The sequence below is a fragment of the Paracoccus alcaliphilus genome (assembly GCF_028553725.1).
Lineage (GTDB): Bacteria > Pseudomonadota > Alphaproteobacteria > Rhodobacterales > Rhodobacteraceae > Paracoccus > Paracoccus alcaliphilus.
Map to the genome: position 1 here is coordinate 66,617 of NZ_CP067126.1, position 15,478 is coordinate 82,094.

Below are 15,478 nucleotides of genomic sequence, written 5' to 3' on the forward strand. Positions count from 1 at the left end.
GAAACGATCATGCCAGGCGCCATCACGTTACACCGTATTCTGGCCACCAGACCAGAGAAGGTCTTTCGCGCTTTCGTCGAGCCCGACGCAATCGCAAGCTGGCTGCCGCCCTATGGCTTTCTGTGCACGGTTCACGAACTGGACGCCAAAAAGGGTGGCAGGCACCGGATGTCATTCAGGAATTTCACCACCGGCGACAGCCATTCCTTCGGCGGCACCTATCTGGAATTCGTGCCGGGCGAACGGCTTGTCTATACCGACAGCTTCGACGACCCCAACCTGCCCGGAGAGATGCAGGTCACGGTGACGCTTCGGGCCGTATCCGTGGGCACCGAAATCAGCATAGAGCAGCGGGGCATTCCCGACGTGATCCCGCGCGAGGCTTGTTATCTTGGCTGGCAGGACTCCCTGCGCAAGCTGGCGAAACTCGTCGAACCCGAGATCAAACAGTAGCGAGAGAGCTTCCGCGACCGCTTCGCGGGGCAGGCCAGCCTGCTCTCGGGGATATCCCGGCTGACGCGGTGGGTGCCGCAACTCCAGTCGTTGGCCTTAACGCTGCCTATGGTTGTGACCGACATCCAGCTATGGATCGCGCGGGTGTTGGCCGGGCGCCGAGCCGCGCGTGGAAGCCCGAGGGTGACGTCACCAATATCCAGCAGAGTCAACTGACCGGCCGGGTATGGCGGTGTTTGGCGATGCAGGTACAAGTTTCACAAGCAGAAGATGATGATCGCAGCCAGGATGACGGCGTTGAGGAAATTGCCGCCGCATCGCTCATAGCGGGTCGCGACCCCACACCCGTCCTTCATGCGACCGAAGGCATTCTCGATGCGGTCGCGCTTGCGACAAGGGCGCTTGCTGTATCTGGCGGGTTTTCTGCGCTTCTTGCCTCGGGTGGTATGCAGGGGCGGATGCCGCGGTCCTTGAGGTCGTCGCGCAGCCAGTCGGCATCATAAGTCTTGTTACCCGAGAAGCGTTTCACTTTCGGCAGATGGCACAGCAGCACGAGGGCGCCGCCGCTGTCAGCCATGTGGCCGGGGAAGAGAAAGAAGTCCAGCAGTCGCCCTTTGTCGCCGCCGAGCATGCGCAACCTGGCATTCGCTCCCGGGCGAAACCGTCCACTGGACGGTTTCTGCTTCCCTAGCACCCCTTCATGCGCCCGATTGCCTGCGGACGCTACCGTCCTTCGGGAAACCGGTTATACAGCGTCTTGCAAGGTCCGCAGACAAAAGGCGCACCGGGTTGTAGAACATCTCGATGTCATCGAACATGTCCTGCTTTGAATATGCCCGTGTCCGGCAGGTTCTGCGCCGAATCCGTTCGCGCTTGATCAGGTTGAAGAGGATTTCGGCGACGGCGCTGTCGTGACAGTTGCCGTGACGGCTCATCAAATGCTCAAGATTGTGGGCGCGCAGGAACGCAGCCCAGTCCATGCTGGTGAACTGGCTACCTTGATCGGATCAGAACCTTTTTTTCGGCTTGCACCGCCAGACCGCCATGAGCAAGGCCTGCAAGACGACATCTGTCGTTTGCCTGCTCTGCATCGACCAGCCGACGCCACGCCGCGAAAAGAGGTCGATGGCCTCAGCGAGTGAGACGAGGGGTGCGCGCAGCCATCGCGGATTTCATCGCCGCCATCCATTGCATGAGCGAACCCGGAGGCGCCGCCTTCCGCGCCTTCCACGACGTGAATGGCGGTGTCCGCATCTTCGGCCCATTGCTGACGCGGCTGTGCGAAGGCCCGGCCAGCTTTGCCGGACTGGAGGCGATCCAGCCCTTCACCGGCTGTCCCGGGCTGCTCGACCAGTCATTGCAGGCGCTGCTGTGGTCGGGCGCGGCGCATCCGGTTGTGCCGGTCAGCGACCCGACGCCCTCGGCGGGGCTGAACCGGCATCTGCTGAGGCAGTGGGCGCAAGGTGATGCCACCCCGGCGCTGGGGTTCGGGCTGGCCTTCGGTCCCGCCGATCTCGATGTGCTGGCCACGGGCCGCGCCGGGTGCGATCTGCGTTATCTGACTGTGCTGAAGGGATGAACAGGCGCGCGATCACGACATGATGATCGCTTTCAGCGGGGGGATCTGTGGCAGACTTAAGCGAGCCGCCGAACAACAGGGAGACAGCCGATGACCAGATTGACCGCAAAGGATTTTCCGCAGGAACTGCTGGAGCTTTACGATTTCTATGCTCATGGCCGCATCACCAAGCGCGAGTTCCTTGATCGTGCGGGCAAGTTCGCGGTGGGCGGACTGACGGCGACGGCGCTGCTGGGGATGTTGCGCCCGAATTACGCGCTGGCCCAGCAGATCGCCTTTACCGACCCCGATATCGTTGCGGAATACATCACCTATCCCTCGCCCAACGGACATGAAGAGGTGCGCGGCTATCTGGTGCGGCCCTCGGATGCGACCGCACCGGCGCCGGGCGTGGTCGTGGTGCATGAGAATCGTGGCCTCAACCCCTATATCGAGGATGTCGCCCGGCGCGTGGCCAAGGCAGGTTTCGTGGCGCTGGCGCCGGACGGGCTGACATCACAGGGCGGCTATCCGGGCAATGACGACAAGGGCAGGGAGTTGCAGCAGCAGGTCGATCCGGCCTTGCTGATGAACGATTTCTTTGCCGCCATCGAATGGCTGCTGGCCAGCGACATGACCACCGACAAGATCGGCATCACCGGCTTCTGCTATGGCGGCGGGGTGTCGAACGCGGCCGCCGTGGCCTATCCCGAGCTTGCCGCGGCGGTGCCCTTTTATGGCCGGCAGGCGCCGGTCGAGGATGTGCCGAAGATCAACGCCCCGCTGCTGCTGCAATTCGCCGAGCATGACGAGAACGTCAACGCAGGCTGGCCCGCCTATGAGGCGGCGCTGCAAGAGCATGGCAAGACCTATGAGGCGCATATCTATCCCGGCACCAACCACGGTTTCCACAACGATTCCACCCCGCGTTATGACGAGGAAGCGGCGGAACTGGCCTGGCAGCGGACCCTCGACTGGTTCAACCGATACCTGACCTGAGGGTTTTGCCGGAATGGCTCACGACGGGGCGTTCATGCACCAAGGGCGCAGACGCGGTGCTTGACTGGTCGCGATCCTGGCGTAGCATTCTTGCGATGACGGCCCCCGATCATGTCCTGCCTGTACAGCCACCCTGTCCGGCGGTGGTCCTGTCCTTCACGCGGTATATCCGCTGGACGCGCCGGTCGTGACGATGCGTAACGCCCTGCCGCTGGTTGTCTCGGCGCTGGTGTTCCAGCTTGTGCTGATGGTGCCGGGCAGCTTGATCCGCCCGACGCCGGAACTGCCGGTCCTGCTGCTTTTACTGGTTCTGGGTGGCGGCATTGCCCGCCTGCCCGTGGCGGCTGGGCTGTTGCTGCTGGCGGGACAGAAGATCGCCGATCTGATCATGGTGTCGTCCCTGGGTCGGCCCTTCAATATCGCCGCCGATCTTTCACTTGCGGATGCCGGGCTGCGGCTGGTCGGTGGCACCTTCGGCCCATTTGCGGTGTTCGGCGCCATCCTTGCCACATTCATCGCGACATTGGGCATTTCTGGCGCGCTTTGGTGGGCGACCGGTCCATGGACCCAACCGGCCATCGGACGGCGGGCACGCATCATCCTTGTCATGGCCATCGGTCTGGCCCTGTGGCCGGCCATGACCCCGCGCCCCGAGACTGCGCATTACGTTGTCGAGCGTGCCGGAATTGCCGCCGGAACTCTTGCCGCGCAACGCGACTTCCGGGCGGCGGGGGATCCGATGGCGGGACGGCAGGGGCTGTTGGGGGCCATCGACCGCGATGTGCTGGTGATCTTCGTGGAAAGCTATGGGCGGACCAGTTTCACGACGCCGTTCTATGCCGAAACGCATCTGGCCACCCTTCGCCGCGCCGAATCCGAACTGGCACAGGCGGGACTGGCCATGCGCTCTGGGTTTCTGACCTCACCCACGCAGGGCGGGCAAAGCTGGTTGGCGCATGCGAGTTTCGCCTCTGGTCTGTGGATCGCGGACCAGTCGCATTATCAGGCCGTCCTGACCAGCGGGCGGCAGGGACTGTTTCACTACGCGCGGCGCGAAGGCTTTCGCACCGCCGCCGTCATGCCTGCCATCACCCGCCCATGGCCAGAGGCCGCGCATATGGGTTTCGACCACATCCTGACCGCGCCGGATCTGGGCTATCGCGGGTTGCCCTTCAACTGGGTCACCATGCCCGACCAGTTCACGCTGGCCGCCGCCGACCGGCTGTTGCGGCAGGAGGACGGGCTGCCGCTGTTTGCGCAGATCGCCCTGATCTCATCGCATGCGCCCTGGGTGCCGGTGCCGCACCTGATCGACTGGGACGAGGTCGGAGATGGCTCGGTCTTTTCCGATATGGCCGTCGCGGGGGAAAGCCTGCAAGAGGTCTGGCGCGACCGCGACAACATCCGCCGGCATTACCGCATGGCCATCGACTATGCCTTGAAGGCGGTGACGGGTTATGCGCTGCGCCACGCGGATGAGGTGCCGCTGATCATCGTGCTGGGTGATCATCAGACCACGCAGCGCCTTGCGCCCGATGGCGGGCGCGATGTTCCCATGCATGTGATCGGGCCCGTGGCCCTTGTCCGGCGCAGCGCCGGGTGGGGGTTCACGCCCGGCCTGATTCCGGCGGATGACAGCCCCGCAATCCCGATGGACCGGATGCGCGACCTGATCCTGCAGGGTTTCAGCACGCCGGAAACCCCCGGATAATCCCGGGCAAAGCCAACGGCGTGAACGATCTTCCAGCCCGCCGCCAATCAGGGCCGAGCATGTGCTGCTGCCCGTCATCACCTGACGGACAGCAGCCAAGCGGTCAGTTCGAGGCCAGCCAGCTGTTGAAACGCTCGTTCAGCTGGTTTTCGTTATCGGCCCAGAATTCGGGATCATCCATCACCGCATTGTTCATGTTGTCGGGGTTCGTCGGCATATGCGGGGCCATTTCCGTTTCACCGTCCTGAAACAGCCCGACCAGCGCGGCAGAGGATTTTCGCGCCGGGCCATAGGCGATATAGCGCGCCTGATCCGCCAGCCGCTGCGTGTCGGTGGCAAAGAGCAGATATTCCATCGCGGCCTCTGGATTGGGCGCGTCCTTGGGAATCGCGAACAGGTCCATCTCCATATATTGCGCGTCCCAGATGATCTCGATGGCCTGGCCATCGGAGACCATCGCATCGAACAGCCGACCGTTATAGGCCGTCGCCATCGCCACCTCGCCGTCCGCCAGCAGTTGCACCGGTTGCGCGCCGGCCTCCCACCAGACCACGTCGCGCTTGATGGTGTCCAGCTTGGCGAAGGCGCGATCGACGCCTTCGGGCGTGGCCAGCAGGTCATAGATCTCGTCCGGGCTGGCCCCGTCGGCGATCAACGCAAGATAAAGCGTGCGCCGGGCCAGCCGGGGCAGGCTGCGCTTGCCGGGATAGGTCTCAAGATCGAAGAAATCGGCGGCCTTGGTCGGAGGGTTGTCGCCGAACTGCCGGGTATCATAGCCGATGACATTGCCCCACAGGATATTGGCGACGCCGCATTCAACCAATGCACCGTCGAAGAAATCCTCTTCGGCCGGGGTGCCGTCATCGCCGGCAGGCAGGATCGCGGGGTCGATCTCCATCAGGATCCCCTCGTCGCACAACCGCACCACGTCCGAGGTCGCCAGATCGACGACATCGACACTGACGTTCCCGGCCTCGGCCTGCGCCTTGATCACCGCGCCGGGGTCATCCGCCGCCATCATGTTGACCCGCATCCCGGTCTTCTGGGCAAAGGGTTCATTATAGGCCTTGACCTGGCTGGCCTCGAAGGCGCCGCCATAGGACAGGACGTTCAGCTGTTGCGCCGAGGCGCCAAGGGCCCCGCCCAGAAAGGCCGCGGATATCAGTAAAATGTTACGCATGATTCTCTCCCATTGGATAAGGTCGGATGGCGCGGTTGATCCGCGTCTTTTGTCGGTGCCGGATGGCTGTTGATACCGACAGCCGCCCGGCTGGTTCTGTCAGGCCCTGATTCTTGCCGATCCCGGATCGTAAAGAGGCTTCAGGCTGGCATCTGCGGGAACAATCCGCCCGGCCACCTCTATGGCGTAATCGCAGGCCAGCATCGCCTCGGGAGGTTCTCCCGCTTGCTGGCAATCAACATAGCCCAGACCGACCGCTGCGCCAAGCATGCGCCCATAATTGCCCGGTGAAATCGCCCCTGATCGTTTTCATCGCGAAACCAGGCCCGGCTTCCAGCACATGATCCTCGTCGGTGATATCATGGCCGGAATGGACATCACTTGCCGGCAAAAACGAAAACCCGGGGCGACCTTGTTGGTCACCCCGGGTCAGGCTTCAGGACAACGCCGCTAGCGTTGTGCGGGTATCAGCCCGTCTTCGACCACGACCTTGCCTCGGTCGTCCAGCACCACCCCGTTCTGAGCGTGATGCTTTTTCATCAGCGGTCGCAGGATGAAGATGGCGGCAAGCGCGGCAGAGATGTCCATTGCAGCCATCATGTAAAGGACGGTTGCCCAGGTGCCCGTCGCTTCCATGATCAGGTTGCCGATCGGAACCAGCAGGGCGGCCATGCCCTTGGCGCAGTAGAGCACGCCATAGATCTTGCCGATATGCTTGGTGCCGAAGGCATCGCCTGCCGTGGCGCTGAACAGGCTGTACACCTCACCCCAGGCCAGGAACACGATGCCCGACAGGATCACGAACGCCCATGGGTTGTGCCCGAAGGTGCCAAGCGCGAGGATGCCAAGACCCTCGATCGAGAAGGCGATGAACATCGTCTTTTCGCGGCCGATATGGTCCGAGATCCAGCCGAACAGCGGTCGAGAGATGCCGTTCATGACCCGGTCCATCATCAGCGCCATGGGCAGTGCGGCCATGGTGAAGAAGTACATGTTGACCGGCATTTCGCGGACACCCAGATCTTCCGCGATGACGCCAAGCTGCGCGACCGCCATCAGACCGCCGGTGACCGTGCCGGTGAACATCGCCAGCATGACCCAGAACACCGGAGTGCGCAGCGCCTCGCCGAGCGTATAGTCGCGGCGCGATTGCGCGACCTGATCGGAAAAGACGGTTTCGCCCGCTTTCGGAGCCTTGAGGAAACCCGCGACAAGCAGGATCGCCGCGCCCTGAATCAGGCCGAAGGTGAAGAAGGCCTGCTGATAGCCGCTGTTGTGGATCATGCTTGCGATTGGCATGATGGTAAGGATCGTGCCCGATCCGTATCCGGCGGCGGTCAGGCCGGCGGCAAGCCCACGACGATCCGGAAACCACTTGAGGGCATTGTTGATGCAGGTCGCGTAAACCGCGCCGACACCGATGCCGCCAAGGACAGAGCCGAGATAGAAGCCGCTGAGAGATGTGGCATAGGAATTGACCAGCCACGCCAGGCCGACGAAAAGGCCGCCGATCAGGACAACCACCCGTGGGCCGTGACGATCGACGAAATGCCCGACGATGGGTGTGCCCCAGGTCTGGACGACGACGAAGATCGTGAATGCGGTTTGGATCGCGGCACGCGTCCAACCATGAGCTTGTTGAATTTCAGGGACGAAAAGCGTCCATGAGTACTGGATATTCGAGGCGGCGACCATACAGGCGACGCCTACCGCAAGTTGAATCCAGCGAGTATTTGGGGGGTTCCCCTGTCCCCCTGCAGATGCATCAGTTGTGTCAGACATTGACCGTCCCTCCTCCATTCGAGCGGACATTCCCCGTTTTCACCTTCGCGAGAGCGACTGTCTTAAAAGAGCGACGAGGCGCTCTGGCACTTACCCATTCACGAAGATGTAACACCGGCATCTTGGTATAATGGATGCCACATGGCAAGATAGGAATCGGTTATGAAGGGGGGGATCGGCGGAAATCGGGATCGGAAACGACCTTTGCTCCGAGTTCCTCAGGGGATCTCAGAGCTATCAAATACAAGGACAAATTGTCGCAGGTGGATGTTTCGGTGCGTATAGAAAAAAAATCTGAAAAACTGCGCGTGAACGACGATTCAGAGGCCTCGAAAGGCGATTCGGCGCAGCCCTGTGGCCGCTCTTGTGTGAAGAGCGGCACTGATAAGCAGGGCGGAATCGTTACGCAGAGAAATAGCGCCAGGATTCGGTTTTGGGCTCGACCGACCCTTGGCGGCCATAGATCTCGGCCAGCTTGGCAGAGACGATCGAAAAGATCTGCTGGACACGATCGAGGGGGGTGCGGGGACCAGTGGGGCGGTGCAGCAAAGTCGTGGTGGTCATGGTTCATTCTCCTTGATGTCGGCCCGACGTCTGACCTGCCGAGCGTTTGATTTCTTGATATATAACATGCCAAGGCGCGTGGAGTAGATCTGATACTGCATCGCAGCATTGCATCCGGCGCATGGCTGGGATCTGCCCGGTTGCCTGCACACGGGAATCCACGATCCGGCGTTTCTTGCGGCAATCAGGGGCGCCCTTGGCAGATGGCACCGCAGCATAAAGGCAGCAGGGCGCTGTGACGCGGGCAGGGCAAGATCATCGGGATGACGTCGAACTCATGCTTGACTTGTTGGCATGCCACATGCCACGCTGATTCCGACGGGAGGAGATGTGCGTGGCGATGACGCCGATCCATGAGGGCACCCGCTTTCGGAAGAGCGGTCCGAATCTGAAGGATCGTGGCCCCGCCAGATTTCGGGACAGGAAATCCGCTGGCGCCTTTTGGACTCGCCTCAGCGGTCGCCAGCACAGTCCGGCCCCCCGTATCCGCCGGATCAAACAGGAACGAAGCCAGGAGGAAACGATGGCAGAACAAGCTCTGAAACTGCGTCCGATAAGTGACAGCCCAGAGGCTGGACAGCCCTACGACGCCGTGCGCAGCATCCTCGACAAGGTCAAGGCCGAGGGCCGCGACAGTCTGACCGCACCCGAAGGCAAGATCGTCTGCGATGCTTATGGTATCGCCGTGCCGCAGGAAGGCGTGGCGAAGTCGTCCTCTGAGGCGGCAAGCCTTGCAGAGGGCATGGGCTATCCGGTGGTGCTCAAGATCGTCTCGCCCGACATCCTCCACAAGACAGAGGCTGGCGGCGTGCTGGTGGGCCTGAAGACCAGAGAAGAGGTCGAGAAGGGCTATGAAAGCATTCTCGCCAATGCCCGCAACTACAAGGCCGACGCGCGTGTAGATGGGGTGCAGGTCCAGCAGATGCTGACCGGCGGGCAGGAGGTCATCATCGGTGCGGTGACCGACAGCAGCTTTGGCAAACTGGTCGCCTTCGGCCTTGGTGGTGTTCTGGTCGAGGTGCTGAAGGACATCACCTTCCGTCTTGCCCCCGCGACCCACGAGGACGCGCTTTCGATGCTGGACGGCATTCAGGCGGCCGAGATCCTCAAGGGCGTGCGCGGTGGCGAAGCTGTCGATCGCGAGGCGCTGTCGGACATGATCGTCAAGGTCAGCCAGCTGGTCAGCGACTTCCCCGAGATCTCGGAGCTTGACCTCAACCCGGTCTTTGCCACCGCTTCGGGGGCCATCGCCGCCGATGTGCGCGTGGTCGTCGATTTCTCGCCGCAGCCCGAACGCTATCGTCCAAGTCAGGAAGACATCGTTCGCCAGATGAACCGGATCATGAAGCCCGATGCGGTCGCGGTGATCGGCGCCTCTGCCGAGGACGGCAAGATCGGCAACTCGGTGATGAAGAACCTGATCAATGGCGGCTACAAGGGCAAGATCTATCCGATCCATCCCAAGGCAGATGAGATCATGGGGATCAAGGCCTATAAATCGGTCAAGGACGTTCCCGGCGTCATCGACGTCGCCGTTTTCGCCATCCCGGCCAAATTCGTCGCCGGGGCGCTGACCGAATGTGGCGAGAAAGAGATATCGGGCGCCGTGCTCATCCCGTCGGGTTTTGCCGAAACCGGCAATGTCGAAGGCCAGGAAGAGCTTCAGGCAATCGGCCGGAAATACAATATCCGCCTGATGGGGCCGAACATCTATGGCTTCTACTATACGCCGCAGAACCTCTGCGCGACGTTCTGCACCGCATATGATGTGCAGGGAACGGCGGCGCTGTCCTCGCAGTCAGGCGGCATCGGCATGGCCATCATCGGCTTCAGCCGGTCGGCCAAGATGGGTGTCTCGGCCATCGTCGGTCTGGGCAACAAGTCGGATATCGACGAGGACGACCTGCTGACCTTCTTCGAGCAGGACGACAACACCAAGATCATCGCTCAACACCTTGAGGATCTGAAGGACGGGCGCTCTTTCGCGGAAGTGGCCAAGCGGGTGTCGAAGAAAAAGCCTGTGGTCGTGCTGAAGGCCGGGCGGACCTCGGCGGGCGCTGCGGCGGCAAGTTCGCATACCGGCGCGCTGGCCGGCAACGACAAGATCTATGAGGACGTTTTCGCGCAATCGGGCGTCATCCGGGCGCGGTCGCTTCGCGATTTGCTGGAATACGCCCGGGGCGTGCCGGTTCTGCCGACACCAAAGGGTGAGAATATCGTCATCATCACCGGTGCCGGTGGGTCGGGCGTGCTGCTGTCGGATGCCTGCGTCGATAACGACCTCAACATGATGTCGATGCCGGATGATCTGGACACGGCCTTCCGCAAGTTTATCCCGCCCTTCGGCGCAGCCGGTAACCCGGTTGACATCACTGGCGGCGAGCCGCCGTCCACCTATCGCAACACGATCAAGCTTGGTCTTGAGGATCCGCGGATCCACTCGATCATCCTTGGCTATTGGCACACGATCATCACGCCGCCGATGGTGTTCGCCGAGGTCGTGATCGACGTTGTCGAGGAGATGAAGAAGAAGGGGATCCACAAGCCGATCGTTGCCTCGTTGGCGGGCGATGTCGAGGTAGAGGCAGCCGCCGAACATCTCTATGCGAACGGTGTGCCGGCCTATGCCTACTCTACCGAGATCCCGGTGGCGGTGCTTGGGGCCAAGTACAAGTGGGCACGGGGGGCGGGCCTCCTGTAAGGGCCGTCCGCAACCTCCCCAGCGGGTGCGAAGACTGTCAAAGTCGCAGCCCCCGTGCGTGGCGCGCCCTCCCCAAAAAGGAGCGGCGCGCCTTTTATGACTTGACCGGAAACCGGCAGGTTTCGTGGGGGCGGCACAGCCGTCGGCCAGCGAATCCTGCGCCCCGCCTGCGGAAAGCGGAACCCCGACCATTGACAGAAGCGTTATATTTGGTCGACAGGAACGGCGATCCACAGTATGCGGCATACCTGCGGCGACAGCAGCCTGAACGGCTTATTTCGTTCGAGGCGCGCGATTACAGAGCTGTGGATTAATACAAGTGACTTGGACTGTGGCAAGCCGCAGGATAAATATGGTGTTATTGGTCTGGACCGGCCAGCACTCCCGTCCTTCGTTTTGCGCGAATTGAAAGGATCATGTGAGATTATGTCGAAGCGCCCGAATATCCGAGCTGGAGTTGTGTCTCCGTCGACTTCCAGCATTCTGGGGGCGGACGACGATGCTGCTTCCGGCTCCATCGGAGATCAGAACCACATAAGGCTTGGCATCGCGCCACTGGTGGCGAATCCCAGTTTGCGCGACCTTGCCTATGATGCCATCAAGAATGCCATCACCGGAATGGACATCTATGGCAGCCCCGAGGAATTTCGTCTTGATGAACGGCAGCTGTCGCAAGACCTGGGCGTCAGTCGCACGCCGATCCGCGAGGCGCTGACCATCCTGGAGCAGGAAGGCTTCGTGCGGACCGTGCCGCGCCGCGGCGTCTTTGTCGTGCGTCTGTCCAAGCAGCAGATCATCGAAAGGATCACCGTCTGGGCCGCGTTGGAGAGCATGGCGGCCTATCTGGCCGCCGACCGTGCCAGCGCGCGGGAACTGCGCATGCTGCGCAAACTTTTCGAGGAATTCGAGCGCGCGCCCGATTCGGAGCATATGCACGAATATTCCGAAGCGAATATCAACTTTCACCAGACGATCATCCGCCTTGGCGACTGCCAGCTTCTTGCCGAGATGTCGGCGAATCTGCTGATCCATGTGCGGGCCATCCGTAACGTCTCGCTTCGGCAGGACAACCGCGCCGAGCGTTCGCTTTCAGAGCACATGCAGATCATTGACGCCCTTGAGGCGCGCAATGGCGAACTGGCCGCGCAGCTTGTCCGTCAGCATACGCTGGGGCTGGCCGCGCATGTCGATAAGCACGGCCTCTTTTCCTAGGCAGCCGTGTAACGGGCCTGCATTCTGGCTGACATGAAAACCCGCGCGCGCGGCGACCGTATTTATGTGCCGGTCGTTTGCGTGGGTTTTGCGGCTGGGCAGCGGATGCAGCCTGCCATCCTTCCGGGTATCGGGGTCAGCAGTTGACCTTTCGTGGCATTTAGTGTACCAAATACCAAGGCGCCTTTGGTCGCGAGACGGGCAACGGCGACCGGATGCAAAGGGGGGGCGCCGATGGATTTGCCAGAGTATCAGGCCAAGGAGATATTGGCTCAATATGGGGTGACCGTCCCCGAGGGGGCCTTGGCGCGCAGCGCGGTCGAGGCCGAAAACCGCGCAAGGGCGATCACCTGCGAGAAATTCGCCGTCAAGGCGCAGATCCACGCCGGTGGACGCGGGCTGGCCGGCGGCGTCAAGTTCGCCGCGACACCCAGCGCGGTCAGGGACGCGGCCGAGGTACTGATCGGCATGCGCCTTGTTACCGAGCAGACCGGACCGGCGGGCGAAGAGGTCGACAGCGTCTGGGTCGAGGCGGCAATTGACAATCGGCGCAACATCTACATCGCTTTCGTGATCGACGAGCGGAAGGGCGTGGCGCAACTGTTCGGCGCACCCGAAGGAGGTGTCGCCTTCGAAGAGAGCGCGCGGGCCGATCCCGGCATGCTCGAATCCCTTGAAGTGCCGCGCGACGGCGATCTTTCGGGGGTCGATGTGGCGGGATTTCTGGACCGCCTCGGGATCGATGGTGCGGCGGCACCGCACGGCGCCGCCCTGATCGCAAAGCTGGTCCGCGCGGCGACAGAGACCGACGCGCTGCTGGTCGAGATCAATCCGCTTGCAATCCTCTCGGACGGGCAGGTGGTGGCGGTCGATGCCAAGATGGTGATCGACGACAGCGCGCTCTATCGTCATCCCGAATTCGAGGATATCGCCCGCGCGGCGCCGCGCGACAAATACGAGCGTGTGGCGCGTGAGAACGACATCAATTTCGTCAAGATGGACGGTGATATCGGCGTCGTGGTCAATGGTGCCGGGCTTGGGCTTGCCACCAATGACATGCTGATCGACGCCGGCGGGCGGCCTGCGAATTTCATGGACATCCGCACCACCGCCACCAGCCTGCAGATCGCCCGAGGCATCGGGGTGTTGCTTGAGGACCCTGCCGTCCGGGCGATCCTTGTCAACGTCCATGGCGGCGGCATGACGGTCTGCGATACGGTGGCCGAGGCGATCAACATCGCCTATTCGCGCAGCGCCCGCAAACCGCCAATCGTCTTTCGCGCGGCGGGGCAGAATGCGTCCTGGGCACTGAAGATCATGAAGGACCGCCGCCTGCCCTTCGAACCCCATGACGACATCAGCGGTGCGGTAAAGCGCGTGATCGCGCTGGCGAAGGGAGCGGAATGATGGCGGTACTGGTGGATGAGCATACCCGTGTTCTGGTGCAGGGAATGACCGGGCGGGCAGGGACGTTCTATACCGATCTCGCGATGCGCTATGGCTCGACCTATGTCGCCGGCGTCCGGCCCGGCAAGGTCGGCACGTCGCATCTTGATCTGCCGGTGTTCGACACGGTGCGTCAGGCGACCGAGGCGACAGGTGCCAATGCCAGTCTGGTGCTGGTGCCGCCGCACAAGGCGGCAGAGGCGATGATCGAGGCGATCGAGGGCGGTATTGGCCTTGTCGTCTGCGTCACCGAGCGGGTGCCGGTGCATGACATGTTGCGGGTGCGGGCGGCGCTCAGGGGATCAGAGACCGAACTTGTCGGCCCGAACAGTCAGGGCGTGCTGGCCCCGGGTCTTTGCAAGATCGGCGTCATGGCGACCTCGAATGCCACGGCGGGCCGGGTCGGCATCGTGTCGCGATCAGCCTCGCTGACCAGCGAGATCGTGGCGCAGACCAGCGCCGCAGGGCTTGGCCAGTCAACCACGATCGGCGTCGGCGGGGACCTTATCCACGGCATTGGCTTCCGCCGCTGTCTTGAGCTGTTCAAGGACGATCCTGCGACCGAAGGCGTCATTCTGATCGGCGAGATCGGCGGCAGCGAGGAAGAGGCCGCCGCTGACTATCTGGCGTCGGTCGATTACGGCAAGCCCGTGGTCGCGCTGGTCGTGGGGCGCCATGCGCCGACGCAGCGCCGGATGGGCCATGCCGGAACCCTTGCTGTCCTTGGCGGTGGCACAGCCGATGCCAAGGTCAGACGCCTTCAGGACGCTGGCGCGGTGATCGCGCAGAACGCAGACGAGGTCGCGGGGCTGATGCGTCAGGCCCTCGGCGATGCCTGATGGCCGTCACCCTTACCAGATCAGCAGGAGAGTAACGTGATCCCGGATGAAATGTCTGTCGTTGTCGCACGCGAGCCGGGCGGGCCCGACGTATTGCAGCCCGGCCGCCGGCCGGTACCCGCGCCCGGTCCGGGCGAGGTGCTGATCCGCGTGACCGCCATCGGCGTCAACGGCCCGGACATTGTTCAGCGCAAGGGTCTGTATCCGCCACCCGAAGGGGCGTCGGATCTTCTGGGTCTTGAGGTGTCGGGAGAAATCGTCGCGCTGGGTGATCGCGTTGATGGCTGGCAGACGGGCGACCGGGTGACGGCGCTGACCAATGGCGGCGGTTATGCCGAATATGTCGCCGTGGACGCGCGGCACTGTCTGCCGATTCCCGAAGGCGTTGACGAAACGGATGCCGCCGGTCTGCCAGAGACCTTTTTCACCGTCTGGAGCAATATCTTCCACGGCGCGGCCATCGCCTCGGGTACGGTGTTCCTTGTTCACGGCGGGGCGGGGGGCATCGGCTCGACGGCGGTTCAGATGGGTGCGGCGTTCGGGCTGCGGGTCTTTGCCACCGCGGGCTCGGACGAGGATTGCGCCTTCTGCCGGGAACTTGGCGCCGAGCGCGCCATCGACTTCCGCACGGAGGATTTCGTTGAAATCGTCCGCGAAGCCGGCGGGGCGGATGTCATCCTCGACATCATCGGGGGTGACTATGTTGCGCGCAACATCAAGGCGGCGCGGCACGATGCCCGTATCGTGCAGCTTGCCTTCAACATGGGCTCGAAAGTCGAGATCAACCTGATGCCGGTCATGCTGAAGCGGCTGGTCTATACCGGATCGACGCTTCGCAGCCGCTCGCCTGAGTTCAAGGCCGAGGTGGCCGCCGCACTCAAGGCGCAGGTCTGGCCGCTTTTCGCGGAAGGCAGGCTGCGCCCGGTCACCCATATGGTGCTGCCTTTCGCCGAAGCGGCGAAGGCGCATGCGATCATGGAATCGGCTGGGCATCGGGGAAAAATTCTGTTGCGCCCCTGAGCAAATACCGACC

The 15,478-nt window shown here is 62.5% G+C and carries 13 protein-coding genes and 2 pseudogenes; 9 read left to right on the top strand and 6 right to left on the bottom strand.

The window, feature by feature from the left end; translation table 11 throughout:
* The first annotated feature begins 9 nt into the window (after positions 1-9).
* Positions 10-453 carry an SRPBCC family protein gene (locus JHW40_RS20670; RefSeq protein WP_090611361.1) on the top strand — a complete coding sequence of 148 codons (444 nt, stop codon included), beginning with the start codon at positions 10-12 and terminating at the stop codon, positions 451-453.
* Positions 454-805: 352 nt separating this feature from the next.
* On the opposite strand, the gene JHW40_RS20675 is transcribed toward JHW40_RS20670, so the two are convergent.
* A complete protein-coding gene (locus JHW40_RS20675; protein WP_272849132.1) occupies positions 806-1,084 on the bottom strand; it encodes a hypothetical protein in 279 nt (92 codons plus the stop codon).
* Positions 1,085-1,151: 67 nt separating this feature from the next.
* A pseudogene (locus tag JHW40_RS20680) lies at positions 1,152-1,592 on the bottom strand (DDE-type integrase/transposase/recombinase); the annotation flags it as partial.
* A gap of 11 nt (positions 1,593-1,603) precedes the next feature.
* Between JHW40_RS20680 and JHW40_RS20685 the strand changes: the two are divergent.
* The 3 genes from JHW40_RS20685 to JHW40_RS20695 all read left to right on the top strand — a co-directional run bounded on the left by JHW40_RS20685 (position 1,604) and on the right by JHW40_RS20695 (position 4,721).
* Positions 1,604-2,032: a hypothetical protein gene (locus tag JHW40_RS20685; protein WP_090611363.1), complete on the top strand. Its 429-nt coding sequence runs from the start codon at positions 1,604-1,606 to the stop codon at positions 2,030-2,032.
* 90 nt (positions 2,033-2,122) lie between these two features.
* On the top strand, positions 2,123-3,010 hold the full coding sequence (yghX, locus tag JHW40_RS20690; RefSeq protein ID WP_090611364.1) for a YghX family hydrolase: 888 nt from the start codon (positions 2,123-2,125) through the stop codon (positions 3,008-3,010).
* A gap of 193 nt (positions 3,011-3,203) precedes the next feature.
* The gene (locus tag JHW40_RS20695; protein WP_244519157.1) at positions 3,204-4,721 is read left to right on the top strand and encodes a sulfatase-like hydrolase/transferase; all 1,518 of its coding nucleotides are present in this window, start codon (positions 3,204-3,206) and stop codon (positions 4,719-4,721) included.
* Positions 4,722-4,824: 103 nt separating this feature from the next.
* Here JHW40_RS20695 and JHW40_RS20700 read toward each other — a convergent pair whose 3' ends face one another.
* The 4 genes and pseudogenes from JHW40_RS20700 to JHW40_RS20715 form a co-directional block, all read right to left on the bottom strand.
* Entirely contained in the window at positions 4,825-5,901 is a 1,077-nt protein-coding gene (locus tag JHW40_RS20700; protein ID WP_090611366.1) for an ABC transporter substrate-binding protein, read from the bottom strand.
* A gap of 99 nt (positions 5,902-6,000) precedes the next feature.
* Positions 6,001-6,274, bottom strand: a pseudogene (locus JHW40_RS20705) (glycine cleavage T C-terminal barrel domain-containing protein); the annotation flags it as partial.
* A 77-nt stretch (positions 6,275-6,351) separates the two neighbouring features.
* A complete protein-coding gene (gene oxlT / locus JHW40_RS20710; RefSeq protein WP_090611367.1) occupies positions 6,352-7,683 on the bottom strand; it encodes an oxalate/formate MFS antiporter in 1,332 nt (443 codons plus the stop codon).
* 402 nt (positions 7,684-8,085) lie between these two features.
* Positions 8,086-8,247, bottom strand: coding sequence for a hypothetical protein (locus JHW40_RS20715; RefSeq protein WP_170851784.1), 162 nt, complete (start codon positions 8,245-8,247; stop codon positions 8,086-8,088).
* Between the two features lie 523 nt (positions 8,248-8,770).
* Here JHW40_RS20715 and JHW40_RS20720 point away from each other — a divergent pair.
* The 5 genes from JHW40_RS20720 to JHW40_RS20740 all read left to right on the top strand — a co-directional run bounded on the left by JHW40_RS20720 (position 8,771) and on the right by JHW40_RS20740 (position 15,465).
* Positions 8,771-10,948, top strand: a complete 2,178-nt coding sequence (locus JHW40_RS20720; protein WP_090611368.1) for an acetate--CoA ligase family protein — start codon at positions 8,771-8,773, stop codon at positions 10,946-10,948.
* Between the two features lie 534 nt (positions 10,949-11,482).
* Positions 11,483-12,160, top strand: coding sequence for a GntR family transcriptional regulator (locus JHW40_RS20725; protein WP_336390199.1), 678 nt, complete (start codon positions 11,483-11,485; stop codon positions 12,158-12,160).
* A 234-nt stretch (positions 12,161-12,394) separates the two neighbouring features.
* Positions 12,395-13,567, top strand: a complete 1,173-nt coding sequence (locus JHW40_RS20730) for a succinate--CoA ligase subunit beta (protein ID WP_090611370.1) — start codon at positions 12,395-12,397, stop codon at positions 13,565-13,567.
* The gene (locus JHW40_RS20735) at positions 13,567-14,445 is read left to right on the top strand and encodes a succinate--CoA ligase subunit alpha (RefSeq protein ID WP_090611465.1); all 879 of its coding nucleotides are present in this window, start codon (positions 13,567-13,569) and stop codon (positions 14,443-14,445) included. The genes JHW40_RS20730 and JHW40_RS20735 overlap by 1 nt, the downstream gene beginning before the upstream one ends.
* Before the next feature lie 51 nt (positions 14,446-14,496).
* The gene (locus JHW40_RS20740) at positions 14,497-15,465 is read left to right on the top strand and encodes an NAD(P)H-quinone oxidoreductase (RefSeq protein ID WP_090611466.1); all 969 of its coding nucleotides are present in this window, start codon (positions 14,497-14,499) and stop codon (positions 15,463-15,465) included.
* Positions 15,466-15,478: the final 13 nt, after the last annotated feature.